Here is a 25,536-nt window from a genome sequence, read left to right on the forward strand (position 1 = left end):
GCGTCCGTTCACGCTCGCAGAGACTGGAGTCAGATCGACTCGCGATCGAATGCGCGCGCCAGTGTGCGGTAGTCGTCGAGCGTGAGCATCTCGGCCCGGGCTTGCGGCGGCACGCCGGCTTCCGCAGTCGCCCGCGCAATCTGTTCGGGAAGGTAGCCTTCATCACGCAAGGAATTCACCAGGGTCTTGCGGCGATGGGCGAACGACGCGCGCACCAACCGACGGAACCGTTCGTACCGGACCGGCTCAAACCCTTCCTGCGTCTTGATCCGAAGGTGCACCACCGCCGATCCGACGGTCGGACGGGGACGGAAACAATTCGCAGACACGCGAAAGGCTACCTCCACCTCTGCCGCCTCCTGGGTCAACACCGACAGCACTCCATAGTCCTCGCTGTTCGGCTTGGCCGCCAATCTGAGCGCCACTTCCGTCTGCAGCATGAGCACCAGACGATCGAGACGGGCCCGTGCATCGAGCAACGCGAAGAGAATCGGTGTCGAGACATAATAGGGAAGGTTCGCCACCACCACCGTGCGCGGCGGCAAGGTTTCGAAGGGAAAGGCGAGCGCGTCCCCGATCCGAAGGTCCAGGTTTCGGCAATGCCCGAGAGTCTCCTGCAGATGAGGCTGCAACTGTGGATCGATCTCAACGGCAATGACGCGTCCCGCTTCGGCGCACAAACCAGCGGTCAGGGCGCCCCGCCCCGGTCCGATCTCCAAGACAGGATCCTCCGGGCCCAGCTTCGCCAGGGACACGATCTTGCGGATTATGTTCGGATCGATGAGGAAATTCTGACCGAGCCGTTTCAGGGCTGGGGGAAGAGTGGACGCCATAATACCGCGCGACCGCCTAGCCGGCGGCCGGAGGGGCCGCAGCCCGAATGCGTTTGGCAAGCGTCACGAGGTAGGAGCGATAACTTTCCACCTCGTCGGTGAACTCTTCGATCAAATCGTTGGTGAACGACATACCGGGCTTTTTTCGCGCCAGCTCATCGGCCGCGCTCTGTCCGGCATGCTGCTGGAGCAGAGCCACCGTGCGGAGCTTCCACTGCCCCATGCGTTCAGTACCCAAGGTGGTGTTGAAATCTTGAATGGTCCTTGTCGCGATCGCATCCAATTCCTTCACCTGCTGATCAATCATCGTCGCCGCGGAAAGGCCTATCTCTGCCATGGACGTATTCCCCTTCTTTCCTATCGGGACGTTTTGGTCGCCGGTGACCAGGATTTAGCCAGGCGGGCCGCCACCTTCACGGCCTCCAACAGACTCCCATGCTCGGCCACCCCTTTGCCGGCAATGTCGTAGGCCGTTCCATGATCCACCGAGGTCCGGATAATCGGCAGCCCGACGGTCAGGTTCACGCAGGTTCCGAATGCGACCAGCTTCAGAGGAATGAGCCCCTGATCATGATACATCGCCACTACCCCGTCGTAGTCGCCCCGGGCGGCCTTCCCGAACAGGGTATCCGCCGGAAGCGGATCACTGGCCTTGATACCCGCCGCCCTGGCCAGCTTGACGGCCGGTGCGATGCTGGTCGATTCCTCGTTGCCGAACAGACCATGCTCTCCTGCGTGCGGATTCAACGCCGCCACGCCGATCCTGGGACGCGCAATACCGAAATATTTCGTCAACCCGAGATGCGCGAGGCGGATAGCCTTGCTGATCCGCTCCGTCGTCAGCAGCGGAGACAAGGCATTGATCGCCACATGGGTGGTCGTGAACATGATTTTGAGCGGCCCGCCGACAATCATCATGCCGAACTCTGTGGTCTTCGTAAGATCTGCGAGCAATTCCGTATGCCCCGGGTAGTGAAAACCCGCCATGTTCATGGCTTCTTTGTTGATCGGGGCCGTGACGATCCCGCCCAGGCTCCCCGCCTGCGCCAGCGTCACCGCTTCCTTAATGAATGCGATGGAGGCCGCACCGGTCATCGCGGTGGCGGCGCCCATGCGAAATTTCGGCAACGGACTTTCCAGCGGGTCCGCCACGGCCACCTGCCCGGCCTTCAACCGCTGGCCATTCGCCGGATTGAAGTCCACCACCTGCAAGGGCAATTTCAACCAGGCGATCGTCCGCTCCATGACCGGACGGGAGCCGATGACAACGGGAGTGCAGAGTCGGGTCAGCGCCTTATCGGCCAAGGCTTTGGCGATGACTTCCGGTCCAATCCCGGCCGGATCTCCCATCGTGAGACCCAGAACAGGACGCGCTGATTTCGTCGTACGTTTAAGAGCCATGTGCATACAAGAACAGTGTGTACCCAAGGTACAGCAGCGCACTACCGCTGAGCAACCAGGGCCGCCAATGCCCGGATAAGATTGCTTGCAGCAAACTCAAGCCCATGGCGACTACAGCGAGCACCATGGTCGCCAGCGCCGTCGTGCCTAACGTCCATTCAGTGCCCAGCAACCCGACAGAGACGGGAATCGAGCCCTGAAACACCATCGCCCCGGTGACATTTCCGACCGCCAGCCGATCCTTCTTCCGGTACAACCAGAGAAAGCTGTTCGACATCTCCGGCAACTCAGTCGCCAGCGGAGCGATCAGCAACGCGAGGATGAGCGGAGAGACCTGCATTTCCGCTGAAATGGAATTCGCGGCCGTCACGAACAGATGGGCTCCACCGACCAGACCCAACAGACCCACGATTCCCTGTGCGCCGATCACCAGATACGACGGACGGGAGGACCGGCGGGCGAACAACAGTGGCTCCAGTTCACCACCCCCCTCACCTTCTTCGTCTTCGGCCGAGAACTTGAGCTTCATGTAATAGACGTACATGCCCAACAGCACGACCGCAACTACCACGTGAAAGAGCTTGGATGGGATGACCGCGCAGGTCAAGGCGAGCGCATAACTGATGAGAAAGAAGCTGATATCCACGCGGACTTCGCCGTAGTTCAGCTTAAAGGTCGCCGTCCGCTTACCGAGCTTCGCGTAGAGCAACAACAACAACGCCAGAATCGGCAGCACCAGCGTGCTGAGCATGAACGGCGCCCCGAGAATGGCGCCCAGGCCGACCTCCATCTGCTCTCGCCCGGCCCCGAAAAAAATCGCAATGATCGGAATCGACGTCTCCGGAAGGGTCGTCCCGACCGCCGCGAAGACGCTCCCGACCGCGCCTTCAGAAATGTTGAGACGCTTGCCGAGCCATTCAATGCCGTTCGTAAACAGGTGGCACCCGGCGAGGGTGATGACGACCGAGGCCACAAACAATCCCACATAGAGCAGGATCGTCACTGGAGGCCTCGCGAGGAAGACACGTCACACAAGAAGACAACCGCGGCAGTTTTTGTGGTCACCTGCTCTTTTTTCCCCTTTTCACATGTCCTCCCGTACGCCGATAGACCTGCATGGCCTCTTCTAAAATGTCTTTCACCGGACGGCCGCTCTGTTCGGCAATCCGTTTACAATCCTCATACTCAGGAGCGGCTTTGCTCCGACCCGGCTGGGAGTCCGCCACCTTGATAGACACCTCGTGGCCGTGGACCTGTACCGGGACAAATCGTCGTGGCAACACCCGTCGCTGCACCTCATGGGTCCTGACCCCGAGCGCCGTCGTGTCGGCGAACAACACGGCCAGCACAGCCTCCACCTTCTCCTGGGGAGCGAGCACGGAGAGGACATTCCCGGGCCGGCCCTTTTTCATCGTGACCGGTGCCAAGGTCGCATCCACGGCTCCCGCAGCAAACACCCGATCGAACACGGTCTCGTAGACCTGCGGATTCAAGTCGTCGATGTTCGTCTGAAGTTCAACGATGGTTTCCACCGAACCTGCAGCAGCCGGTTCTTCACCGACGAACACACGTAACACATTCGGCCAATGCGCCGGATCGGCGGTTCCCGCCCCATACCCCACCCGGCGCACCTGCATAGGAGGCAAGCAACGGAATTCTGTCGCCAGAGTTCGCACCAGCGCCACTCCGGTCGGAGTCGCCAGTTCCCGCTGCGGCCCTCCGGCATAGATGGGCAGGCCGACCGCGAGCGCGGCCACGGCCGGTCCGGGCACCGGCAACGATCCGTGTGCCGACATGAGGGTGCCCGATCCCACATTGATCGCAGAGGCCGTCACACGCTGCACCCCCAGGAGATGGAGCCCCAGGACCCCGCCCACCACATCGACAAACGAATCCATCACGCCGACTTCGTGGAAATGCACATGTGAGGGTTCGACACCATGGGCTTTCCCCTCGGCGTGAGCCAGCACATCGAATACGGCCTGACTCCGTTCTTTCACCGCCGGGGGCAGGCCACTCTTCAGTAGAATCCGCTTGATCTGCGCCAGGGTTAACGGCGCGCGAAAGCCCTTCTCGACGAGCACATCGACTTTGGTGGCCGTGAGGGCCCCGCGCTCGACCCGTTTCCGCGTCAGGCGAAACCCCTCGATCCGCAACAAGGCCAGCCCGCGCACGAGATCTTTAAACGGCAATCCCGCATCGACCAGCGCGCCCAAGGTCATGTCGCCGCTGATGCCGGAGAAACAGTCGAAATGAAGATGTGTGGCCACGTCACTCCTACGATTCATCATCCAATGCGAGCGAGCGGCATCTTACCGGAGCCGCATCCAGACAGCAATCATTCCGCTCGTTCATTGACAGCCCTTCGATGCTGTGTTATCCCCAATCAAGAGACGCATTCCATCGAACCACCGGCCCACACGCTGCGACTTCAACACCATGACCACTGCCACACCATTCAGCTCTACGATTGCCCTTCGCGCATGGCGTGCCGTACGACTCAGCCTGCTGCTTCTCCTCAGCGCAGCGTTTCTGCTCGGAGGACATCCCCTGGAGGCGTCGGCCAAAACCAAGGGCAAAAGCAGCGTCCCGCGACCGGAGCCGGACCTGAAAATTCTCTCGCTGCATGCCGCGCCGATGCCCTATCGCCCGCAGGACGGGCCTTTTCATTTCATCGCGACCGTGCAGCTGCCCAAGGAAGTCGATGAACAATTGATGCTGGAGGTGTCCGCCCTGGTCACCTCCTCATCCATGACCTCACTCCGCTTCCTCTCGATCCGGCAGCCGGTGAATGAACATGCGCAGACAGCGACCAGCGCCGCCGGAGACACGCCACAGAAACATGTGCAGGTGGATCTGGAGTGGGACGGGCTGGACCACAACAAGCAGCAGGTGCCGGTCGGGTTCTATGAATATGAAGTGCGGGTCAAATTACTGAGCAACGGTGAGAAAGGCCAACGCACGCAGATGTTGTCGTGGCCCAAACGCGGCAAGTTTGTGGTGAAAAACTAGCGTGTCCTGTGGCTACACGTCATCACTACAGCAAACCATACCCTCATCAACTTTCCGCCATCATCCGCAGCCATCGCAAGCTGTCTTCAAAAGTCGCTTTGAGGAAACCGGCTGAATGATCAATACACATCTCGAGGTGTCAGGCAAGACTTGGTTGGCCTTCTGCTTGTCTGCCTTGACCCTATCCGGCTGTTTTTCAAAAATCCCCTTCAAAGATGCACCGAAACCGGATCCTCAAAGGACAGCTATTTACATCTATCGAACCGACTCGCCCCCGAGACTGCGTAAAGGCACGGTGCTGATCAACAACAAAGAGGTGTGTAATCTCGCTTCAGAAGAGTTCACATGGACGAGCCTGGAACCAGGAGGATATTGGCTATCCGTTACCTGGTCACCTGAATTGGGTATTTCCTCAGAAAACATACGGCTTGACGTGCAGGGCAATCAAACCCTCTTTGTAAAGATCGATCCCTCAACGAGGATTCATGCCGTTTTCCTGCCTGCGGGGGGTGTGTTGACCACCGTGAAAGCACGTCTTTCGGTTGGGAGACATCCGGATCAAATTACCGAAATATGGCCTCTGCACTATGTTGCCCCAAGGGAAGAAGAGATTGAGCCGATGCCGCCAGGCCTGTAGCATGGGCTACTAGCCGCAAAACAGCTCCGGCATAAGCCTTTAGCCGTGAAGCTGCAGATCACTCACCATCTGTCTCCCCCACCATGTTGATTCGATGTGCGAGACAACCGGCGCCGAAGCCGTTGTCGATGTTCATCACTCCGACTCCGGCTGCGCAGGAATTCAACATGGTCAACAAGGCGGCCAACCCGCCGAAGTGCGCGCCATAGCCCCGGCTTGTCGGCACCGCAATCACCGGTTGCCGCACCAGTCCGCCGACCACGCTTGGAAGCACGCCGTCCATGCCGGCCACCACGACGAGCGCCCGCGCATCATGCAAGCGCTCCTGTTGCCCCAGCAGCCGATGCAAGCCGGCCACTCCCACATCGTACAACGTGTCGGTCTTGCTCCCCATGATATCGGCCGTCACCCGCGCTTCCTCCGCCACGGGAATATCGGCGGTGCCGGCGGTGACGATCAACACGGATCCCCGGCGCTTCAACTTGGGCGGCGCAATGGCGACGACCCGCGCCGCTTCATGGTAGACCGCCCGTTTGCTCACGCGCAGGAGCGCCCGCGCAACCGAGGGTTCCACCCGCGTCGCCAGCAACGCGTTGTTCTTCCGCAAGAGCGTCTTCGCGATGGCCACCACTTGTGATACCGTCTTGCCTTCGCAAAAAATGACTTCCGGAAACCCCTGGCGCAGCGCGCGATGGTGATCGAGCGAGGCAAATCCTAAGTTTTCATACGGCAGGGTTCGTAGCCGGTGAAGCGCGTCCGGCACCGCAAGAGCGCCCTGCTGAACCTTCGTGAGCAACGCCTGCAGCTGGTCCTGATTCATGACAGGCTCTTCTCCCCCTTGGCTTCGCGCTCCATGAGATCACCGACCGCCTGGCGACAGGACTTGTCGGCAAAGAGCACGGCATTTACTTCCTGCACGATCGGCATATCCACACCACAGCGCAGGGCGAGATCCAGCGCCGCCTTCGCCGTGCGCACGCCTTCCGCCACGGCCTGCATGCTCGCGAGAATGCCCTCCAACCGTTCGCCTTTTCCCAACCGCACCCCGACCGAATGATTGCGGCTCAAGGGCCCGGTGCAGGTCAGAATGAGATCTCCGACCCCTGAGAGACCATAGAAGGTCCGTGGATCGGCGCCCATCGCGACACCCAGCCGGATCATTTCGGCCAGGCCGCGGGTGATAAGCGCCGCGCGGGCGTTATGCCCGAGTTCGAGCCCATCGACGACACCGGCAGCCAGGGCCATCACGTTTTTCAGGGCACCGCCGAGTTGCACGCCGATCAAGTCATCGTCCGCATAGACGCGAAAGTTCGGCGTCATGAACAGCGCCTGGATCGCCTTGACGACACCGGCATCCTGCCCGGCAAGACAGAGCGCCGTCGGTTTCCCTCGGCTGACCTCACTGGCAAAACTCGGTCCTGACAGGACCAACAACGAACCCTGCATATGCGCAGGCAGCACCGCCTGCATGACCTGCGTCACGAGCGCTAGCGTCTCTTCCTCGATCCCCTTGGTCGCACTGACCAGCGGAATGGGCTGCGGCAGCAAGACGGCAATCCGGCTCAGCACCGTTCTCGCCACATGCGAGGGCACCGCAAAAATCAGGCAATCAGCGCCCGCGATGGCGTCGGCTAAGACATTCGTGACGGAGAGGGTCGGCGGAAGCAACACGCCCGGAAGGTACACGGTATTTTCACGCCTGAGCTGGATCGCCTGGACGACCTCCGGTTCATGGGCCCAGAGGCAGACAGGAATCTGTTTTTCAGCCAGATGCCGGGCCAACGCCGTCCCCCAGGCCCCGGCGCCGATCACTGCCACATGCTTGATGGCCGGCTGCTCCATCACTGCCCCACCAGCATGACCTGGTCGAGCGCGCCGATAGTCGGAATGTAGTACGCGGACTTCATGGAGGCGGATTATAGGAAGGGGCTTTGAAAGCTGTCAACGAAACGATCCCCTCTCTCGCCACTGGAAATTCTGCCGCTGCCGCGTTAGGCTGCAGGCTCCATCTGGAACGACGGTCATGAAACCCTGTCCTGCCTGCGGACGTGCCTTGCCGGAAATCAACCGCTACTGCACTCAGTGCGGTGCGAGTGTTGCGGGCAGCGCCGACCGACCCGGCGCGTCACCCGCTCCCGACTCCGCCAGAGAACAACTGAATCTGAACATTCTTTATGGCATGGTCACGGTCCTGATCGTCTCGCTCGTGATGCCCCCCTGGGAAACGCCGCCCTCGCAACCGGCTGCCTTCCTCGGATTTCATTTCATTCTCTCCCCGCCGCAACCGGATGCCATCGTCAGCCGGCTGTTGCTCACAATTGAGCTCACCACGACCGCCATCGCAGGACTATACCTGTCGTTTCTCTTTCGCGAAAAACGGTAGCCGGTCCGTCGAGGAGGGAGAACGAGAACCGCTCGCCGGACGAAAGGATCGGCCGACGGAGCAGGGATTCATGAATAATCCGGGCTAGTCCAGGGCGAGAGTCAGGCATTTGGCTGCGCCGCCCGACTTCATGAATTCGTCCAGTTGGACAGGATGGGTGCGATAGCCTCGATCTTCCAAGAGCTTCGTCGTGAAAGGGCAACCGGCCGGGATCACAACCTGTTTACCGACGCAGACCGCATTGCAGGCAAATCTGAGCGCTTCCTCTTCAGGCACTGCGAGCCGACGATCTTCCGTGACCCGTTCCGCAATGGCGGCCCGGCCGTACGCATCGAAAGCCGAGGGAAGATAGAGGAGATCGCCGCCGCTGAGCGGACAAAAGCAGGTATCCAGATGGTAGAACCGGCTGTCGATCAACTCAAGCGGAATGATTTCCCGCTCGAATATCTCGCTTAACTTCGGAAACGCGCGGATATCAGACCGTTGGCGATAACCGCCGAACCAGGTATCCGGAAATCCCAGCAGATCGCCGGCGCCTTCGAAATACAGGGACGGGTCGAGCGTCAATACTTCATAGCCGCGCTCACGGAACCATCGCGCAAAGTGCGCTTCCTCCTGCTGTCGCTCCGGGTAGCGAAAGCGGCTCACCAGTGCGCGACGACCGACGACCACTCCCGCATTGGCTGTAAACACCAGATCCGGCAGCCCCTGAACAGGCTGCATGCGCTCCACCCCGACACCGACCTCCTGCTCCAGCACGGTCATCAGCGCCTGCCATTGCCGGACGGCACGCGCCGGATCCACACCGTTTTCCCGCCGCATCCAGGGATTGATCTCGTAGTCGATCTGAAAATAATCTGGAGGGCACACGAGCAGGCGACTCATGGACGCCACCCGAGTTCACGTGCGAGTTCGGTGAGAAAGGAGGCGGCATCCATGACGAGGCCGACGGCTTGAAAACTGCCACGGTCGGCCAATTTTGTCGGCACCGCCGGGTTCACATCGACGCAGACCGTGGGCACCGTGGCGGGCAATAAATTGCCGGTCGCGACCGCATGCAGCGTGGATGCAACCAGCAGGGCAAGTCCGACCCCTGGAATTTCCGCGCGCATGGCCTGCTGCGCCGCCATGGAGTCCGTGAGTACACCGGGCAAGGGGCCGTCGTCTCGAATGGTGCCCGCCATGACCAGCTTCACATCGCACCGCACAGAGGCCGCCATGATTCCGCCGGTGATGACGCCCGACCGCACCGCCTGCTCGATGCTGCCGATGGTACGAATGCGATTGATGGTGCGCAGGTGATGCTCATGCCCGTGCGGGACAGAGCGGCCGGCCGTCAGCCCATACCCGAGCGACGTGCCGTAAAGCGCGGCTTCCATATCGTGCGCAGCCAAGGCATTGCCGCAGAACAACACCTGTACGTACCCGGACTCGATCAACCAGGCCAGGGCCTCCCGCCCCCCGGCATGCACGATCGCCGGGCCACCCGCAAAGAGCACCTTGGCCCCGGGACGACCTTCGCGATGCCATTCGCGCAACTTCTGCATGCGCTGCGCAATATCGGCGATGACGGGGTGATGGGGCCGCTCCGATGAGACCAGCGATTCCATAAATCCGAACACGTCACGCTCGACAGGACGAGCGAGGGGTGTGACCCTGATTCCCTCCCGCCCGGTCACGATGAGGTCGCCGGCTGTCACCGCCCCCATGGGAACGGTCCTGGCGCGGGCCTTGGCCGGATCCACACAAATGCCAAGGTCCATTTCCATGCCCTCCACCTCTACCCACTCGCCGTCGAGACGAATCTGGGTCGGCAGATGGGTCGTCGCATAGAACTGTTCGGGAAACACTCCCGGAGCCGGTGCCGGCTCAAAGCGACAGTCCGCTTCACGCTCAATGGCGGCGCCGTGAGGTTGAATGGCCCTGAGAATCTCGGCCAACAGGCGGCCGGAGGGGGCTCGCACGACAATCCGCGCCTGGGAGGAGGCATCCCTGGTCGCGCCGATCTTCACGTCCTGCAGATCGAAGGTGCCGCCCATCATCAGGATCGTGTCCAGAACTTTGGCCAGAATCAATGAATCGATGATGTGCCCCTGCAGGAACACGGTCTCTTGCGATGCGGTCATGACGGACCTCTCACGACTCATGCCCGCGTGGAGCGCAAGGCGCCCGACGGGAACATGCCTGACTCTATGAATTCTACCATCTGCCGGGAGGAATGAGGCGCGAGGGTCAGTCGTTTTTCTTGACCACTTCACGCAAGACGCTCGTGGCGTAGGAACCGGGAGGGAGCCAGAAGCCAAGGGTCAACACCGTACCCTCCAGGGACCAGGACAGGTCGTTGAGGCGGACGCGCAGTGCTCGCCGCTCGCCACGGAATCCACATTCGGCGCCGGCCTTCGACAGGAGTTCCGGCGTGGTGCCCAGCTCAGCCGCCACGGCCTGTTCAATGTCGCCTGGGACTCCCGTCGCCCAGGGTGCGCGGGAGCCGAAGAGTGGTCCGGTCGGACTGATCTCAAACCGGTCGGCACGCGGCTGCTCGACCTCCGGCTGCTCCACAGGAAAACAGGCGCCGTTCTCCGACTTCATCGCCCAGTCGCCTAGAAACACCCGGTCGATGCTCTCAATCCGTTTGGCGACGATGCGATTGAACACATGGGACTGATAGGCATTCATGAACCAGATACGTTTGTTGCGAGGCATCTTGTTCCGACGCGCCGCGTCCTGCAGCAACTCGGCACCCAACTGAAAATTCGTCCCCGATCGCCCTTGCCGTTGTGGACCGAAATAGTTCGGGACGCCCCGCCTCACCAATTCATCAAACAACTCTTGCAGATCATCTTCGCTGCGTTCCCGCACATCCCGGATCACCAGACGGAACTGATTGCCCGCATGATGCCCCTTACGAAGCCGGTTGCGGTGGCGCCCCAGGATTTCCAGCGTCAGCAACCGGTCGTCGATGGGGAGTGCCGCAACGGTTTCCGCCTTGACTCCTTGCAACGACAGCAGTTGCGTCGTCACGGCCTGCGCATCCTTCAACCCCGCCACCCCGACAGTTTGGGCTTTGACGTGGAGTTGGGAGGCCAGCCGCAAGACGAGATCCGGCGTGGACAGCCCACGCTTTTTCACCCGGATATACAGATGCTCACCCTCCCCGCAAGGTAGATAAAGGGGGCGTTCCTCCACGCAAAAATCATCCGGAGTACTGCGGATCCGGCCGCCGAGTGCGGGAATCGAGGCCGTCAAATAGGGCACCGTGTCATCGAGCCAGGACGGAGGCGGCATAGGTTTCCTTCTCGTGCCTCATCGGGCACCATTGCTGACATTTGGGTAGGCACAGGGACGACCCGTGTTATACTCGAGTGAGGCCGTCCACGACTCCTGCAATGATCTGTAGACGATTCCGATGTCGATGCGATTTAGTCATATCTACTGCGCCGTCTGGCTGCTGTGCTGCGCGCTGACGGCCGGCTTCGCCTCCTCATCCATGGCCGCGACCCGGATGAACGGCATCGATATCTTCGCCCGATTCACCGAGCACATCCACCGTCAGGCCGACACCGACAAGCAGGCCTTTGCCGTAGCCAGTCAATGCATGACCTGGTTTTACAAGCAGCAGCGGCACAAGCCGGCTCCGCCCGCCGTGCAGAACATTGCCTGGAGCCGACAGACAACGTCACCATGGATCTTTGCCGATTCTTCAGAGCAGGAAGGCTCCGACTGCCGTACACGCTACCCGGATGGGATCGATGCCGTTCGCAGCGACTTCCAGCGCACGCAGGCGTTTCTCTCACTGAGCCTGACCTTTTACGAGTTCGCCCTGGTGGGCGACGGCGACGATAATGCGACCTACAGCGCCCGGGAACTCCACGACATGCTCACGGCGCTGAACCTGGCCTCTGAGCCGTCGCTCGGAACGGATGCCCATCTGCGTTCCCTCACCTCGAGCTTCGACTCCCTGCACGAAGCCCGGGGTATGGAAGCGCTCATGACCGGCATGGGCAAACTGTACGACCAGGGCTACCGCGTCACCACCGCAGACAAAGCTCACCTGAGTCGAGTGATGGAATGATCTCGACCCTCATGCGGTGGCAGGAGCTGACGCGCGTCTGGATCGGCCACTGGCTGAGCCGCCCCTTTCATCATCTGTTCAATGTGATGCCGGGGGTTGAAATCGGGCTGTCTGCACCGGCCATCACCCGCCTCCCCCTCGTCCATGCTCCGCTGGCGGGACGGCGAGCCGTGCATCTCAGCGACCTGCATCTTGACCGTTACCGCCCTCGACATCGTGCGCTCGTCCGCGCTGTGGCCGACCTCAAGCCGGATTGGATCTTTATCACCGGCGACCTCCTGAATGTCCGCGACGGTCTGCCGCATATGCTTCGCTTCCTGACGGAACTCCGTCGCCTTGCCCCGGTTTTCGTCACGCTCGGGAATCACGACCACTACAGTGGCATCCGGGTGGACGAATTTACCGAGCAATTCGACCGACGCAAGGTCACGCTCCTGCTCAACCAAGTCACGTTCCTGCCGATGGACACAGGGGAACTGGCCATCGTCGGGCTTGACGATCCGTCACTGCACCGTGCGGATCTCCGTTGCATTCCCTCACCGCGGCCGGGACGATTCACTCTCGTGCTGGCGCATGCGCCGAATATCCTGGACCAGCTCGCACCTGAACACCACGTGGACTTGACCCTCTGCGGACACAGCCATGCCGGGCAGTGGCGAATCCCCTCCATTCCCACGTTCTGGTTGCCGCCGGGCTGCCATGGACGGACAAACGGCATGTATACCAAAGGCACCCACCGGCTCTACGTGAACCGTGGGATCGGATGGTCGGTCATCCCCATGCGCTTGAATTGCCCGCCTGAAATCGTGCTGCTCGAATGGGCCGCGTAATCGTTCGATCATCTGCCCCGCCAGCTCTGCGGCTTCTCATCGAATACGCTCCAACGCCTCGCGTGCCCGACTCCGCACCGTTTGATCCCAGTCTTCCTTGCTGACATAGGCCAACTTGTCCTTGGCCGCAGTGGCCCGCAACCGACCGAGTCCCAATGCCGCGCTGGATCGCACATAGGCATGGTCATCTTCCAAGGCCGCCAGGAGATGGGCCACCGCCGCGTCGTCGCCGATCACTCCCAGGTGGCTTGCCGCCATTCCCCGTACCTGATGTTGTTTGTCTCCCAACGCCCGCTTGAGGGTCGTCACAAATAATTCCTGGAGCTGGGACGCAATCGACTCGAGCCCGACTCGCCGGTATTGGTTCACCTCGATCACCGCGAATGCCAGCTTCAGTCGTTTCTCGGAGGAGGTCTGGCTCTCGAACAGCTTGATCAGCCGTGCCCGCTGCTGGTTCCGGCGCCGGCGTTTGATGATCTTTCCTATGAGGATCCACACCGCCGCCAGTACCGCAAGCGAGAAGGCTGCCAGGGGTAGCGCCTGGTCGATGATGAGGTCCTGCATGTCCGGGGACAACCGCTTCCACACCCAGACACCGGACACCACAAGCCCCAGCAGGAGGAGAATCGTGGTCAGATTGGCTTGGCCGGATTGCGCGTGACGAGGCATGGCAGGCGACATGATAGGGGGACAATCTGTGCGGCGTCAACGCAACCTTCGTCGGCTGACTCTTGACAGCCGACGATGGGGTGATTAGGCTGCGCGCGCAATGGAATTACCCGACCTCAAGGACGACCCGCACCTCAAAGTCCTGCGCCCGTTGGTCGAGACCTACCTCGCCTTTTGGCGCACGGATAGCCGTCACGTGCGTTCGTTGAAACTCACCCCGTCGCAATTCGACGTGATTGCCACATTGGGCGATACCAAAGGATTGACCTGCGCCGAACTGTCTACGGCCACCCTGGTGACGAAGGGGACGCTGACCGGCGTGCTGGATCGCTTGGAGGATAAGGGGTTGATCCGGCGTACGCCGGTCGCCGATGACCGGCGAAGCACGCGCATCTGCCTGACCGAGAAAGGCGACCGCCTGTTCAAGAAAACATTTGCGGCCCACATCGCATTTATACGCCCGTTCTTCGAACGGGCGCTCACGACGACAGAAGCCGAACAATTGCGCATGCTGCTCCTCCGCCTCCACCGGAGCTTTCAGGAGAAGCCGACGGCATGATCCGGGTCACGGTGCTGGGCTCAGGCACAAACGTTCACCCGACACGCGCTGCGGCCGGGTACCTGGTTCAGACCGACCAGACGCTTCTCCTCGATTTCGGACCGCGCACGCTCAGCAACTTGATCACCAGCGGTGTCGATCGGCACCGGATTACACACATTTTGTTTTCTCATTTCCACGCCGACCACTTCGCCGACTTCATTCCCTTCTTCTTCGATGCCGTCATCTTCTGCAAGTACCAGGGAGGCACCAGACCTCCGTTGACCCTGATCGGTCCGCATGGCACCGCCAAGTTGATGCGCGCGATGATGACGACATTCCCGAGCTTCAACCGCGCTCCGTTTCGCGTCACGATTCGAGAGGTCTCCGATCGCAGCTTCCGCCTCGGGGAGACCCGAATCAAACCCGGGACCGTGACCCATGCGCCCCGACTGCATTGCGTAGGCTACCGCATCGAATACCAGGGCCATGCCGTCACCTACTCGGGAGATTCCCTCTATTGCGACAACCTGGTCCGTCTCTGCCACGAGGCAGATCTCGCCATCCTGGACTGTTCCTTTCCGGAAAACCGCCCGGGCGCAGGACATCTCCACGCCGGGCTCTGCGGCCGCGTAGCGCAGGAAGCCGGCATCAACCAACTCGTGCTGTCCCATTTTTATCCGATTGCGGAACGGTATGACGTCTGCGCACAGGCGGGTAACTACTTCTCGGGACGCATCCGGATGGCGCGGGACCTGCTCAAGCTCAAAGCTTAGCTAGGAACCGTCGGTGGTTCGTTCTAGAACATGCAAGAGGCTCGCTGGCGGGAACAGACGAGCAGGATGCTCAAAATGCCCGTCCAGCAAGGCCGCAGCGAATGAAGATTCGAGGCGTACCCCTGCGGTACGTTGAGGATCTGAACGAAGCGAGAACGCAGCTGGAGGCCTTTTTGAGCATCCTGCTACAGCCCTTCTTCTCGTTGTTCACATCCCAGTATTTCAATGAAGCGCGGCAGACGGGTCTTCTTCAGCGGCTCATCGAGTTTGTTGTAGATGGCGAGTAGGTTCTTGATCATGCGGGCGAGAATCGCGCGAGTCGGACTCTTCTGGAGAAACCGGTCTTCGAAGCCGTAGCCGGCTTCCGTCAGAAAACGGGCACAGTTTTTTTCCGTCAGCAGCGCGCCCCCGTTGAAACAATCGATGAAGATCTTGTAGCGATCGGAGTCGAACTTGACGAGGAAGTGGCCCGGCATACCGATCCCCTGCACCGGCAGGTGCAACCGCTTTCCAATGAGCAGATACACGGTTGACAGGCTGATCGGGATTCCCGTTCGCCGGTCCATCACACAGTTGAGATAGCTGTTTTCGACCTCATAGTAGTTCTTGGTGTTACCTCGAAAACCCGCTTCGGTAAACAGGTAGCGGTTGAGCGCCTTGACCGTCTCCTCCCCCGAGACCCGGGATCCGATCTGCTCCCGCACCTCCTGGGCCATGCGATCCAACTGCCGCTGATACCTTTGGACGTCAAGGGTCGGATAGGCATACCGCGCCAACAGGAAGGCCCCCGTTTCAAGATCGATATGATCTTCCGGAAGAGCGATGAGATCTCGGAGCTCCTCTTCCAGCCTGCTCCCGCGGATTTCCTCCAGCACCGTGACGATACGATCGGCCATCTCCGGCTGCTCGATTTCCGCTTCCTGCAAGAGCGGCACGGCGGAGGCGCCGAAATCGATGAGCTTGCCGCTGATCGTCTTGACGATCCGTTCGTCCTCATCGCCGAGGAGTCGAATCAAAGCGCGGATTTGGCTTTCATTCACGATCATGGAAGGTCTCCGCTGTGCGCAATCGCATTTACCCGATCGCACGCCGGAAGGCGCGCGCGCCGCCATAGAGGCACAGCGCATCGAACAGCACCATCACCCCGATGACCATGAAGACATGGGGCAGGGCTTCAGCCCATCCGTGCAAAATGAGCGGCCGCACGGCATCAATGGCCCAGGTCATGGGATTAAACTGCGCGAGAAAACCCATCCAGCCCGGCATCGCCGCGAGCGGCACCAGAGCCGAGCTCAGGAAAATCATGGGCAGGGAGAGAAATCCGAGGACGGAGAAAAAATCGCCGTGACTTTTCACTGAAAAGGCCATGGCCATGGAAATCGCCGTCAATCCGACGCCGAACATCATGCCGATGAACAGGATCGTTGCGACCCCTAACAACCCGGTGACCGGCTGCACACCGAACAACCAGGCCACACCAAGAATGACCAGCACTTGCAGCGACGTGATCGTCGTCACAAAAATGAACCGGCTCAGGATCACCGACGTGCGGTGAATCGGTGTGGACATCAGCCGTTCGAGAAACCCGTTCTCCTTATCGAAAAGCAGATCCACGCCTCCGGCCAATCCGTTGTTCAACACCGTCATGACCACCACACCGGCGGTCAGAAAGCTGATGTAGCTCGACGCCTGCGTCACCTGCATGTCCGCGGCGCGCTGGAACAGATTGCCGAAGAAGATCAGCCAGAACAACATGGGCTGAACCAGGGTAAAGAGCATGCTGAACTTTTCCCGGCTCAGCCGCCGCACCCAGCGCATCGTCAACGCCCGAATCTCCTGCCAATATTCTTTCATAGACCCTTCACAGCGCTCTTGATCGATCCTTACTGATCTTCTGCCTTCGGCTGGTCGTCCTTAATAGACCGTCCCGTATGGGCGATAAACACATCATCCAATCGCGGCCGGTGATAATCGATGAACTCCAGCTGGCAGGTCAGACGGTTCGCCGCGTCAAGAATGGCCGGCAACGCCTTCTCCGGTGAATCGACCCGAATATCCAGCCCGGTCGGCGTGGTCGCGACGGCTCGAATGGCCGGTAGACTTTTCACTGCCGCCGCAAGCAACTCGACGCGATTGTGTTCACGCACCGTCAGCGACACCAGATCTCCGCCCAAACCGGCTTTCAACTCGTTGGGAACGCCCAGGGCCTTGATCCGCCCGCCGTCGATGATGGCGATCCGGTCACAGAGCTGATCAGCTTCATCCAGGTAATTCGTCGTCATGACGACGGTAATGCCCCGCTCGCGCATGGCCCGGACATGGTCCCAGATGCGGAGACGACTCTGCACATCCAACCCGAGCGTCGGCTCGTCGAGAAAGAGGATCTTCGGGTCAGGCAGGAGACCGCAGGCAATATCCAACTTCCGTTTCATGCCGCCGGAATAGGTCTTGGCGGGACGATCGGCCTGCTGTTCTAATTCCACCAGCTTCAGTAATTGGGGGATACGCGTGGACGCGTCTTCTGGCGACAGGTGATAGAGATCGGCGAGCAGCTCGAGATGTTCCCTCCCCGTCAGAAACCGATCGATCGCCCGCTCCTGAGGCACATACCCGATCGTCTTCCTGACACGGTCGGCATCCTTTACCGAATCCAGGCCGAGAATTGTCGCCGATCCGGATGTGGGATGGAGCAGCGTGATCAGGATACGGAGCGTGGTGCTCTTACCGGCGCCGTTCGGGCCGAGCAGACCGAATATCTCTCCCGCATAAACTTGAAAGGAGAGATCATCGACGGCTCGTACCTTCTCGTACGTTTTTCCGAGATGCGACACCTCGATGGCGACCGCCCGCGACATCAGCCCCACCCTCCGGCACCGCGCCGCTCCGCCAGTTTGAACTGGATGAGGTCGCTCAGGCGACGGGCCTGCTGCGGCACATGGTCCGCTTCCAGCAAAAACTGCTTCTCCAGCGGGGTGCAGTCGAGATACGTCGAAAGGGAATTCACGAACACCTCGTCCGTCACATCAGGCCGCACCAGGCTGTGCAGCGGCGAGGCTTCTTCATCGGCCTTGAGATATTCGCCGAGTACCTCCGTCAAATAACGGCGCAGCGCCGGTTCCATCGAGACGGCGCCGTCCCGCGGCTTCAGCGAGACCCGGGCTTCGCGATAGCTCTTCTCATAAAACTCTTCGTGTATTTCATAACGCTCAAGGCCCTGAAGAAGGATGTTCGAGCGGCCGTCGGGCAAGGCCTGGACGCTGGCCAACCGTCCGACGCATCCGATCGAAAAAATCGGAGGATTTCCGTCGTACTGTTCTTCCCATCCTTCTTTGAGCAAGGCCATCCCGATGCATTGCCCTCCCGCGGCCGCATCCGCTACCATCTGACGGTAGCGCGGTTCAAAAACATGGAGCGGCAGATAGGTTTTGGGAAAGAAGACGACGTTGGGAAGGGGAAACAACGGAATACGCTCCGGCACCGGAAACGGCTGCGCCTTTCCCGATACCTCCCGGCTCGATTGGTCACGTTCGGGCTCAAGAAACATGGCTCACGATAGCTGATGCTTTGCAAAATTGTCAACGCTGGCAGGCAAGGCAACTCCAGAAACGACCACCGCAAAACCCTCATGGATACTGGCGTTCCGTCGATCTCTCATCAAAATATGGCACCGCATCATAGGCCGCCACTCCTCACCGCGCACAGGCGACAGCCGGTGAGTCGGGTGATCACAGTGCGCCATTCTGCATTCGCCGCCCTGGCGGTTATGATCGTGCTTCTGACCGGCACCGTTCATTCTGTGGCAACGGGCAACCAGGCACCGTCATTTGACACCGCCAAGCCTGGCTACCGGTATGCATTTCCTAAAGACCATGGCGCCCACGAACGGTTTCGTACCGAATGGTGGTATTACACCGGCCATCTCACGGCCGCCGGAGGCCGGCAGTTTGGATTTGAGCTCACCTTTTTCAGGCGAGGCATTCCACCGGAACAAGTCCGGACTCACCCCTCGCAGTGGTCGATTCAACAACTCTATCTGGCCCACTTCGCCCTCACCGACCTCGAAGGCAATCGTTTCCTGTTTGCCGACAAACTCAGTCGCGAAGGTCTCGGCAAGGCCGGCGCGGAGACCGACCGGCTGCATGTCTGGCTCGATCGTTGGTCCGCCGCTATGGATGATCCCGCGTCGTCCCGACAGAGGCTCCAGGCCGCCACCGATGCATTTGCGATCGATCTTCAGGTGATCCCGCGCAAGCCGCCCGTGCTCCACGGCCGGGAGGGCATCAGCCGCAAGGGCACGCGACCCGAGCAGGCCTCTCACTATTATTCGTACACCCACCTGTCAACCGAGGGGGACATTCGCATCGGCACGGACACCTTTTCCGTCACCGGTCTCAGCTGGATGGATCACGAATTCGGCTCAGCCGACTTGGGGCGGGATGTGGTGGGATGGGACTGGTTCAGCCTCCAGCTGAGCGACTCGACCGAACTGATGTGGTATTCCCTGCGGCGGGCCGATGGATCGGCAGACCCCGTCTCCAGCGGCACCTTGATCTCTGCCGATGGACGAACCCAACCGCTGAACGCGCAGGATCTCACCATTGAACCGCTTTCTTATTGGACAAGCCCGCGATCGAAGGCGAAGTATCCGCAACAGTGGCGAATCACGGCGCCCTCCATGGGAATCAATCTGGATGTGCGAGCGCTGCTCGCGGACCAGGAACTGAATACCGCACGCAGCACCCGCGTGACCTACTGGGAAGGAGCCGTGTCCGCCACGGGACAGGCCCGAGGCGCCGCCGTCACGGGACGCGGGTATGTCGAACTCACGGGATACGCCGAGCGTTTCACCCAGCGACTGTAACCACTCATCTGATGTCGCACCTTGACTCAATCGTCACGCTATGGTTAGGTCTGCGCCCATTGTGATGACACGACGAACTCGCATGGCCGCCCTGCTCCGGACATCCGTCTTCCTGGTCGGCCTGTTCCTTCTCGCCTGCGGGTCACGTGAAGCCGCGGTGGTCTCGATCGCGCTCCATCCGTCGAACCCCAACATTGTCTATGTCGCGACGAACGAAGCCGTGCACAAGACCCGCGACGGTGGCGCGACCTGGGAGCAGTTTCAGGCCTTCACGGCCCGCCGCGTGACGACGCTGGCGATCGACCCGAAGCTCCCGGCCACAGTCTACGCGGGCACAATGGGCGATGCCATCTACAAGAGCCCCGACGGCGGACAGCATTGGCTCCCGCACAATGTCGGGCTCAAAGAACATGTGTCCTTCGTCAACGAAATCATCTTCCATCCCGACAACACCGAGCTCATCTACCTCGCCACGACGGTCGGCGCCTTTGTCAGCAAAAACGGAGGTCGGGAATGGGAAGAGCGGATGGCGGGCATGAAGGAAGTGCATATCGTCACCTGCATCACCATGGATCATCAGCACCCTCGCGTGTTGTACGCCGGGACAACGGGCGGGACCTATCGCAGTGAAGACGGCGGCACGAGCTGGCAAAAGAAAAACAACGGACTCATTCCCGACGATGTGTTGAACGCCGCCATGGCGCTTGGGGTAAACATGTTGGCGGTCGATCCGCACAATTCCGACATCGTCTACGCCGCCACCACCAAGGGGCTGTTTCGATCCACCAACCGGGGCGACTATTGGGAACAAATCGGACAGAACCTGGCCAATCAATTCATCAGCACCATGGCGCTGCATCCGACCGATCCCGACATTGTGTACATCGGTGGCCCGGAGGGTATTCTCAAGACTGTTGATGGCGGGAAAACCTGGCAGGCCCACAACCAGGGACTGACGACCATGAATGTGCGGACGATCAGCCTCAGCCCCAGCGATCCTCAACTGCTCTATCTGGGGACCAATGGCAGCGGATTGTATCGGTCGACCAACGGCGGCGCACAGTGGACGCCGATCCCTCTGACCAGTCACGCGCCGGCGGCGCCGGCGCCGTAGGATTGGGGAGATCTTGAGATGCCGATCGTCCTGCTCATCAGACATGGAGAAACGGAGTGGAATCGATCCGGCCGGGTGATGGGCGATCAACCGATTCCCCTCAACCGGACCGGCGAAGAACAGGCCCGCACCTGCGCCGGCATCCTGTCTCGCACCCCGATCGCGGCCATCTACACCAGCCCGGTCCTGCGGGCCGCGCAGACCGCCGAGATTCTACGTGGGCCACAGCAGGTCCCGATGCATCAGGTTCCGGGGCTGAGTGAGATCGGCGTGGGGAATTGGATCAATCGCTACTGGCATGAGTTCGCCGACGACCCGGCCAAGCGGGAGTGGTACACCCACCCGGACCGGGCCCGACCTTCCGGCGGAGAAACGCTGCGCGAGGTGCAAGAACGGGCGGTCGCGGCAGTGGAACAAGCCCTCGCCCCCGCCCACGACACCCCCGTCGTGATCGTGTCACACGGGGATGTCATTCGGGCGATTCTTGCGCACTACCTGCAGCTCGACCTGGCGATCATCCGCCAGGCTCGCATCGATCACGTGGCGGTCAGCGGGCTGGACCTGACGGGGGCCGCAGCCCAGCTGCTGTTCCTCAATCATCGCCCGGACTTAGAAACGCTTCTGTAGTCGACCACCCTGCCTTCTAGGGTTGGGCGGCAGCAGGAGCCGCAGCTTCTGCGCCCTTGCCGTAGTACCGGCTGCCATACCGTTTCAATTCCTCCGACAATGCCGACCATTCCTCGGCTGTCAGCAACGACTTCATTTTGAAGCGAAGGCTGAGCATCCGTGCGGACGAACGCATCCGGTTATTATTCAACTCGTCGAGAATTTTCGTAAACTCTTCCGGCGTCGCGGTATAGTTGGCGTTCAGCTCATAGAGCGCCCGATGACTCTGGCGATGCTGCTCCCGTGCCGATTTGATCTCAGTAATCATCTCCCCCATCACCGCATTGACCTGCTTCGCGGTCTCCGGATTTTTCACATGCTTTTCAACCAGACCGCTCACATCCTGAGACGCCTTGCTCCAATAATAGTCGCCCTTCCCATGTCCATAACTCCCGTGGTGATGAGATGAACAACCGGTCAATCCGGTCACAAGCACGCCGATGAGGACAACCAAGGATCGATAACGCATTACAGCCTCCCTACATAAGAAAAATGAATGCCTCGCACGAAAACGCGTTGCGCCGCACGTGGGTCCTCCCGTAAGCTGCCTTCAAACAGGGCACCGCACAGGAGACCGACATGGGCACACAGAAGGACCACCGGCAGGGAACAGGCCCGGTTGAATCGCTCCGGGACGAATTCCGGGAGCATCTCCACACATTCTACAGCACGCTCAAGCTGGCCGCTCCCTACGACACAGTCGAGAAAGCCCTGGGGGCCCTGACCGCGAGACTCAAAACGTTGCCGCCCGAAGAACTCCAACAGGTAACCGCGGACTCGTCGTTGCGATGGACACACTTCCGGCAGGCCTTCGTCGACTCCGGCCTGAGCGCAAAACATCGCGGGATCATCGCCGGCCTGGCACGATCCGGAGCCGCACAGGACCTGCCGCCGGAATTCGACCACCTCCTCAGCCTCTATCGTCCGACAAGCTAGCCTCTTCACTCTTCAACGCCACGTCACGCAGCTCCGTGTAGACCTGCATCAGCCTCGTATTTTCGATGCGATAGGCCACCGTAATCGTCAGCAGGCCGAACGCGACCACGATCATTCCCACCCCGGTGACGCCGATGCCCAGTAGGACGCTCCCCAGTGAGTCGAGCCCGCCTTCGAACAGATAGGTAATCACGAACCCGAGCGTCCCGAACCCCACGAGGCTGAACCACAGAAACGTGAGAATCGAGGACGACCAGGGCGCCCGCTTCGTGCACACGAGCTTCAGGCCCTCCGATTCCGGTGCCCATTCGATGGAACCCTTCAACGGCCAGGCTGTTCGGAACCGCAGGGAAAAGAGGCGATGGGTCGGCCTGATGACCATCCGGTTTGCCTCCGGAAAGACCCGCGCAACGCCGTGGGGCAGACTCAAAAAGCCGTTCTGGTCGAACGTGCGCAGCAGTTGAGGAACGGTCAGCGCAGCAAACTGATCCTGCACCCGCCCGATCCCATACCCGTAACGGCTGGCGTCGGACGAGAGACGGGCAAAGTACATCCAGTCACCGACGATCAACCCGACAAACAACACGATGGCAAACGCACCGGCCAAGATCATAGCGGAAACTTCCCATAGGGCTTCACGGAGAATCAAGCCCGGACGGTAGGCAGGAGCGCTCAAAAACCCGAGGAACCAGTTGACTCCCCATGAGTGCTTTGGCTACATTAAGCCCGTTCTTGTCCGGCGGGTAAGGACGAGTCATCCGGATTGCAGTCCCGCCTTCATAGATTTTTCCACGCCACACTTCTTATCGCCGTCGCTTCTGCACTGCAGAGTGTGCGGGCAGAGAGGCGTGATTTTGCGGAGGGACGATGGATATCGCCAAAGTCGAGCGAGTGTACACCAGTTATTCCGGCGTCTACGATCATATTTTCGGAAAAATCTTCCACGAGTCGCGGGAAGCGTGCGTACGCAATCTCAGAATCCGACCGGAAGAGAAAATTTTGGAAGTCGGCGTGGGAACCGGAATCGCCCTGGAGTACTACCCGAAGAATTGCGAAATCATCGGCATCGACCTCTCATCAGGGATGCTGGCGAAGGCCAGGCAGCGCCAATCCCACTATCATCTCGATCATGTGCGGCTGATGTTGATGGACGCCGGGAAAATGGACTTTGCCGACGATAGTTTCGATACTGTGATGGCCGCCTATGTCGTGACTGCCGTACCGGATTATCGCAAAGTCGTGAACGAAATGATTCGCGTTTGCAAGCCAGGCGGACGCATCATCATGCTGAACCACTTCAGCAACGGCAACAAACTGATCGCCGCCGTGGAAAAAGTGATTTCTCCCCTCTGCAAGCATATCGGCTTCCGAACCGACCTCTCGTTGAACACTGTGCTCGAAGGGACCAACCTCCACGTCGCCCGTAAAGAAAAGGTCAACCCGATGAAGTTCTGGCACTTGGTGGAATGTGTCAATCAGAAGGGTGCCAAGAACGGCAGCGTGAATGGACACGGGAGTGTGAATGGGAACGGAAACGGAAGGCACGGACATCACAGCTGATAGGCTGGTGTAGTTTTCACTTCATCGGCTGGCCTGATGTGTGGGTCTGAATGAGTTCCACTTCGCTCATTCCTCTTGTGAGAACAGGCCTACCCTACAAGGCACGTCCCACGATACTGTTGCGTGACCAGGTCGGTCACCAGGCTCAGCAGTCGGCCACCCAAGCGACCAGCAGCGTCACGTGTCTGCAAGCGGAGTCCGAATCCGGCTCCATCGATGGGTCCATACGCCTCCACGCGAAGCGCCGCTGTAGCACCGGCCGCCGTGCCGGCAGCCATGGCTAACTCACCTTCCCAACACATCGGATTGTGCCGACCTTGCCGACGCGTTGCTGCCTTCCAGATACAGGGCACACCAGCCTGATCCAGCCGGGCAAGCAGCCATTCCACCGTAGGGGCCTCGCCGGAATCGGCCTGAAACGTCCACTGCGCAATCTCGCCACCCATGTCCGATTCACTAGCCGGCAGCGAGACTTCTTCCAGCGTCGCTTCGTCGCAGACCACATAGAGATTCCCGTCGGGATCGAACCAGAAGCGTAATTTCCCCTCGCTCATCTCCACCTGAATCGCCCCCAGAGACGAACAGTCGCTGCCGTCCTGCTCAATAAGAGAAAGATCGGTGACGCCCAGCATAGTCAGTTTGGCGACCCGTAGAATACTCTGCACGTGATACCGCACGACCACCGTCGCCATACTCCCGGCCATCACCTCGCGGCCTGAGGCTTCATCGAAGATCCGGCGTTTCGAGAGATGCACATCGGTAATGTGTCCACCGCGAAACCCCGCCGTGCGCGCCAGAAACCAACGCAGATCATCTACCGTCTTGATCGAATGGGTCATGAATATCCCACGGTCTTTCCCCAAGGTGGCGTTATCCGAGAGTCGCACTCTTTCCACCTTATCATGCGGGACCGTCGATGAGCGCGTGAAGAAGAGGACACAGGGAGGGGAGACGACGACGTACGGTCGCTAGAAGAGAGCCTGTTGTTGCTTGAACTCGGCCAACTGACGCTCCAACTCATCCACACGTTCCTGGAGACGCTGATTGTCGAGGCGCAGCAGATCGAGACGATCCAACAATTGTTCCCGTTGGATATTCGTCCATTTCAGCGACCGCCTCAATCCAGCCAGCTCTAACTGAGCCTGCTGTCCATCCTCAAACCCGGAACCCATGCGTGCGCCTCAGTCGATCGCCATCCGGCAGTAGATGGCAAATCGTAACGCACTCTCGGTCCATTGCGGAGTGATT

Annotated in this window: 31 protein-coding genes; 12 read left to right on the forward strand and 19 right to left on the reverse strand. The window is 60.2% G+C overall.

Features of this window, described 5'->3' with window-relative positions; translation table 11 throughout:
• Window positions 1–29 precede the first annotated feature (29 nt).
• From rsmA to larC, 5 genes are read right to left on the reverse strand one after another with little or no spacing between them, the layout of a single operon-like run.
• Window positions 30–875, reverse strand: coding sequence for a ribosomal RNA small subunit methyltransferase A (gene rsmA / locus H8K11_00055; protein MCS6262123.1), 846 nt, complete (start codon window positions 873–875; stop codon window positions 30–32).
• Complete coding sequence (locus tag H8K11_00060) at window positions 850–1,170, reverse strand: hypothetical protein (GenBank protein MCS6262124.1); 321 nt, start codon at window positions 1,168–1,170, stop codon at window positions 850–852. The genes rsmA and H8K11_00060 overlap by 26 nt, the downstream gene beginning before the upstream one ends.
• Before the next feature lie 20 nt (window positions 1,171–1,190).
• A complete protein-coding gene (pdxA, locus tag H8K11_00065; protein MCS6262125.1) occupies window positions 1,191–2,240 on the reverse strand; it encodes a 4-hydroxythreonine-4-phosphate dehydrogenase PdxA in 1,050 nt (349 codons plus the stop codon).
• Entirely contained in the window at window positions 2,224–3,237 is a 1,014-nt protein-coding gene (locus H8K11_00070) for a sodium:calcium antiporter (GenBank protein MCS6262126.1), read from the reverse strand. The genes pdxA and H8K11_00070 overlap by 17 nt, the downstream gene beginning before the upstream one ends.
• A 58-nt stretch (window positions 3,238–3,295) precedes the next feature.
• Window positions 3,296–4,504: a nickel pincer cofactor biosynthesis protein LarC gene (larC, locus tag H8K11_00075; GenBank protein MCS6262127.1), complete on the reverse strand. Its 1,209-nt coding sequence runs from the start codon at window positions 4,502–4,504 to the stop codon at window positions 3,296–3,298.
• Between the two features lie 169 nt (window positions 4,505–4,673).
• Between larC and H8K11_00080 the strand changes: the two genes are divergently transcribed.
• Together H8K11_00080 and H8K11_00085 are read left to right on the forward strand one after the other, a co-directional pair.
• Window positions 4,674–5,246, forward strand: a complete 573-nt coding sequence (locus H8K11_00080; GenBank protein ID MCS6262128.1) for a hypothetical protein — start codon at window positions 4,674–4,676, stop codon at window positions 5,244–5,246.
• A 115-nt stretch (window positions 5,247–5,361) separates the two neighbouring features.
• The gene (locus H8K11_00085) at window positions 5,362–5,883 is read left to right on the forward strand and encodes a DUF2846 domain-containing protein (protein MCS6262129.1); all 522 of its coding nucleotides are present in this window, start codon (window positions 5,362–5,364) and stop codon (window positions 5,881–5,883) included.
• 58 nt (window positions 5,884–5,941) lie between these two features.
• On the opposite strand, the gene larB is transcribed toward H8K11_00085, so the two are convergent.
• On the reverse strand, window positions 5,942–6,703 hold the full coding sequence (larB, locus tag H8K11_00090) for a nickel pincer cofactor biosynthesis protein LarB (protein MCS6262130.1): 762 nt from the start codon (window positions 6,701–6,703) through the stop codon (window positions 5,942–5,944).
• Window positions 6,700–7,725, reverse strand: a complete 1,026-nt coding sequence (locus tag H8K11_00095; protein ID MCS6262131.1) for an NAD(P)-dependent glycerol-3-phosphate dehydrogenase — start codon at window positions 7,723–7,725, stop codon at window positions 6,700–6,702. Before H8K11_00095 ends, larB begins: the two co-directional genes overlap by 4 nt.
• 181 nt (window positions 7,726–7,906) lie before the next feature.
• On the opposite strand from H8K11_00095, the gene H8K11_00100 reads away from it, so the two are divergent.
• Entirely contained in the window at window positions 7,907–8,266 is a 360-nt protein-coding gene (locus H8K11_00100; GenBank protein MCS6262132.1) for a zinc ribbon domain-containing protein, read from the forward strand.
• A gap of 84 nt (window positions 8,267–8,350) precedes the next feature.
• Here H8K11_00100 and H8K11_00105 read toward each other — a convergent pair whose 3' ends face one another.
• The 3 genes from H8K11_00105 to H8K11_00115 all read right to left on the reverse strand — a co-directional run bounded on the left by H8K11_00105 (window position 8,351) and on the right by H8K11_00115 (window position 11,551).
• Window positions 8,351–9,151 carry a hypothetical protein gene (locus H8K11_00105; GenBank protein ID MCS6262133.1) on the reverse strand — a complete coding sequence of 267 codons (801 nt, stop codon included), beginning with the start codon at window positions 9,149–9,151 and terminating at the stop codon, window positions 8,351–8,353.
• On the reverse strand, window positions 9,148–10,392 hold the full coding sequence (locus H8K11_00110; GenBank protein MCS6262134.1) for a TIGR00300 family protein: 1,245 nt from the start codon (window positions 10,390–10,392) through the stop codon (window positions 9,148–9,150). The genes H8K11_00105 and H8K11_00110 overlap by 4 nt, the downstream gene beginning before the upstream one ends.
• 106 nt (window positions 10,393–10,498) lie before the next feature.
• Complete coding sequence (locus tag H8K11_00115) at window positions 10,499–11,551, reverse strand: tRNA pseudouridine(13) synthase TruD (GenBank protein MCS6262135.1); 1,053 nt, start codon at window positions 11,549–11,551, stop codon at window positions 10,499–10,501.
• 121 nt (window positions 11,552–11,672) lie between these two features.
• Here H8K11_00115 and H8K11_00120 point away from each other — a divergent pair, with 121 nt between their 5' ends.
• The gene (locus H8K11_00120) at window positions 11,673–12,338 is read left to right on the forward strand and encodes a hypothetical protein (GenBank protein ID MCS6262136.1); all 666 of its coding nucleotides are present in this window, start codon (window positions 11,673–11,675) and stop codon (window positions 12,336–12,338) included.
• Window positions 12,335–13,168, forward strand: coding sequence for a metallophosphoesterase (locus H8K11_00125; GenBank protein MCS6262137.1), 834 nt, complete (start codon window positions 12,335–12,337; stop codon window positions 13,166–13,168). The genes H8K11_00120 and H8K11_00125 overlap by 4 nt, the downstream gene beginning before the upstream one ends.
• A 36-nt stretch (window positions 13,169–13,204) precedes the next feature.
• Here H8K11_00125 and H8K11_00130 read toward each other — a convergent pair whose 3' ends face one another.
• Complete coding sequence (locus H8K11_00130; protein ID MCS6262138.1) at window positions 13,205–13,837, reverse strand: HEAT repeat domain-containing protein; 633 nt, start codon at window positions 13,835–13,837, stop codon at window positions 13,205–13,207.
• A gap of 100 nt (window positions 13,838–13,937) precedes the next feature.
• On the opposite strand from H8K11_00130, the gene H8K11_00135 reads away from it, so the two are divergent.
• Window positions 13,938–14,396: a MarR family transcriptional regulator gene (locus tag H8K11_00135; protein ID MCS6262139.1), complete on the forward strand. Its 459-nt coding sequence runs from the start codon at window positions 13,938–13,940 to the stop codon at window positions 14,394–14,396.
• The gene (locus H8K11_00140) at window positions 14,393–15,151 is read left to right on the forward strand and encodes an MBL fold metallo-hydrolase (protein MCS6262140.1); all 759 of its coding nucleotides are present in this window, start codon (window positions 14,393–14,395) and stop codon (window positions 15,149–15,151) included. The genes H8K11_00135 and H8K11_00140 overlap by 4 nt, the downstream gene beginning before the upstream one ends.
• Before the next feature lie 185 nt (window positions 15,152–15,336).
• Here H8K11_00140 and H8K11_00145 read toward each other — a convergent pair whose 3' ends face one another.
• From H8K11_00145 to H8K11_00160, 4 genes are read right to left on the reverse strand one after another with little or no spacing between them, the layout of a single operon-like run.
• Window positions 15,337–16,197, reverse strand: a complete 861-nt coding sequence (locus H8K11_00145; protein ID MCS6262141.1) for a hypothetical protein — start codon at window positions 16,195–16,197, stop codon at window positions 15,337–15,339.
• 28 nt (window positions 16,198–16,225) lie between these two features.
• Complete coding sequence (locus H8K11_00150; GenBank protein ID MCS6262142.1) at window positions 16,226–17,005, reverse strand: ABC transporter permease; 780 nt, start codon at window positions 17,003–17,005, stop codon at window positions 16,226–16,228.
• Between the two features lie 29 nt (window positions 17,006–17,034).
• A complete protein-coding gene (locus H8K11_00155) occupies window positions 17,035–18,006 on the reverse strand; it encodes an ATP-binding cassette domain-containing protein (protein ID MCS6262143.1) in 972 nt (323 codons plus the stop codon).
• Window positions 18,006–18,695: an LON peptidase substrate-binding domain-containing protein gene (locus tag H8K11_00160; protein ID MCS6262144.1), complete on the reverse strand. Its 690-nt coding sequence runs from the start codon at window positions 18,693–18,695 to the stop codon at window positions 18,006–18,008. The genes H8K11_00155 and H8K11_00160 overlap by 1 nt, the downstream gene beginning before the upstream one ends.
• A 180-nt stretch (window positions 18,696–18,875) precedes the next feature.
• Between H8K11_00160 and H8K11_00165 the strand changes: the two genes are divergently transcribed.
• From H8K11_00165 to H8K11_00175, 3 genes are all read left to right on the forward strand, one after another.
• The gene (locus H8K11_00165; GenBank protein MCS6262145.1) at window positions 18,876–20,012 is read left to right on the forward strand and encodes a carotenoid 1,2-hydratase; all 1,137 of its coding nucleotides are present in this window, start codon (window positions 18,876–18,878) and stop codon (window positions 20,010–20,012) included.
• Window positions 20,013–20,094: 82 nt separating this feature from the next.
• Complete coding sequence (locus tag H8K11_00170; protein ID MCS6262146.1) at window positions 20,095–21,126, forward strand: hypothetical protein; 1,032 nt, start codon at window positions 20,095–20,097, stop codon at window positions 21,124–21,126.
• Window positions 21,127–21,144: 18 nt separating this feature from the next.
• On the forward strand, window positions 21,145–21,753 hold the full coding sequence (locus tag H8K11_00175; GenBank protein ID MCS6262147.1) for a histidine phosphatase family protein: 609 nt from the start codon (window positions 21,145–21,147) through the stop codon (window positions 21,751–21,753).
• Between the two features lie 16 nt (window positions 21,754–21,769).
• On the opposite strand, the gene H8K11_00180 is transcribed toward H8K11_00175, so the two are convergent.
• A complete protein-coding gene (locus H8K11_00180) occupies window positions 21,770–22,261 on the reverse strand; it encodes a hypothetical protein (protein ID MCS6262148.1) in 492 nt (163 codons plus the stop codon).
• A gap of 110 nt (window positions 22,262–22,371) precedes the next feature.
• Here H8K11_00180 and H8K11_00185 point away from each other — a divergent pair, with 110 nt between their 5' ends.
• Window positions 22,372–22,728, forward strand: a complete 357-nt coding sequence (locus H8K11_00185) for a hypothetical protein (protein MCS6262149.1) — start codon at window positions 22,372–22,374, stop codon at window positions 22,726–22,728.
• On the opposite strand, the gene H8K11_00190 is transcribed toward H8K11_00185, so the two are convergent.
• The gene (locus tag H8K11_00190; GenBank protein ID MCS6262150.1) at window positions 22,703–23,341 is read right to left on the reverse strand and encodes a hypothetical protein; all 639 of its coding nucleotides are present in this window, start codon (window positions 23,339–23,341) and stop codon (window positions 22,703–22,705) included. The two genes, H8K11_00185 and H8K11_00190, sit on opposite strands and share 26 nt — an antisense overlap.
• A gap of 254 nt (window positions 23,342–23,595) precedes the next feature.
• Here H8K11_00190 and H8K11_00195 point away from each other — a divergent pair, with 254 nt between their 5' ends.
• Window positions 23,596–24,288 carry a methyltransferase domain-containing protein gene (locus H8K11_00195; protein ID MCS6262151.1) on the forward strand — a complete coding sequence of 231 codons (693 nt, stop codon included), beginning with the start codon at window positions 23,596–23,598 and terminating at the stop codon, window positions 24,286–24,288.
• An 89-nt stretch (window positions 24,289–24,377) separates the two neighbouring features.
• Here H8K11_00195 and H8K11_00200 read toward each other — a convergent pair whose 3' ends face one another.
• Entirely contained in the window at window positions 24,378–25,175 is a 798-nt protein-coding gene (locus H8K11_00200; protein ID MCS6262152.1) for a hypothetical protein, read from the reverse strand.
• 81 nt (window positions 25,176–25,256) lie between these two features.
• Window positions 25,257–25,460 (reverse strand): hypothetical protein, encoded by a 204-nt coding sequence (locus tag H8K11_00205; protein MCS6262153.1) that lies wholly within the window; start codon window positions 25,458–25,460, stop codon window positions 25,257–25,259.
• Between the last annotated feature and the right edge of the window lie 76 nt (window positions 25,461–25,536).

This window comes from Nitrospira sp., assembly GCA_024998565.1.
In the GTDB taxonomy this organism is placed as follows: Bacteria; Nitrospirota; Nitrospiria; order Nitrospirales; family Nitrospiraceae; genus Nitrospira_A.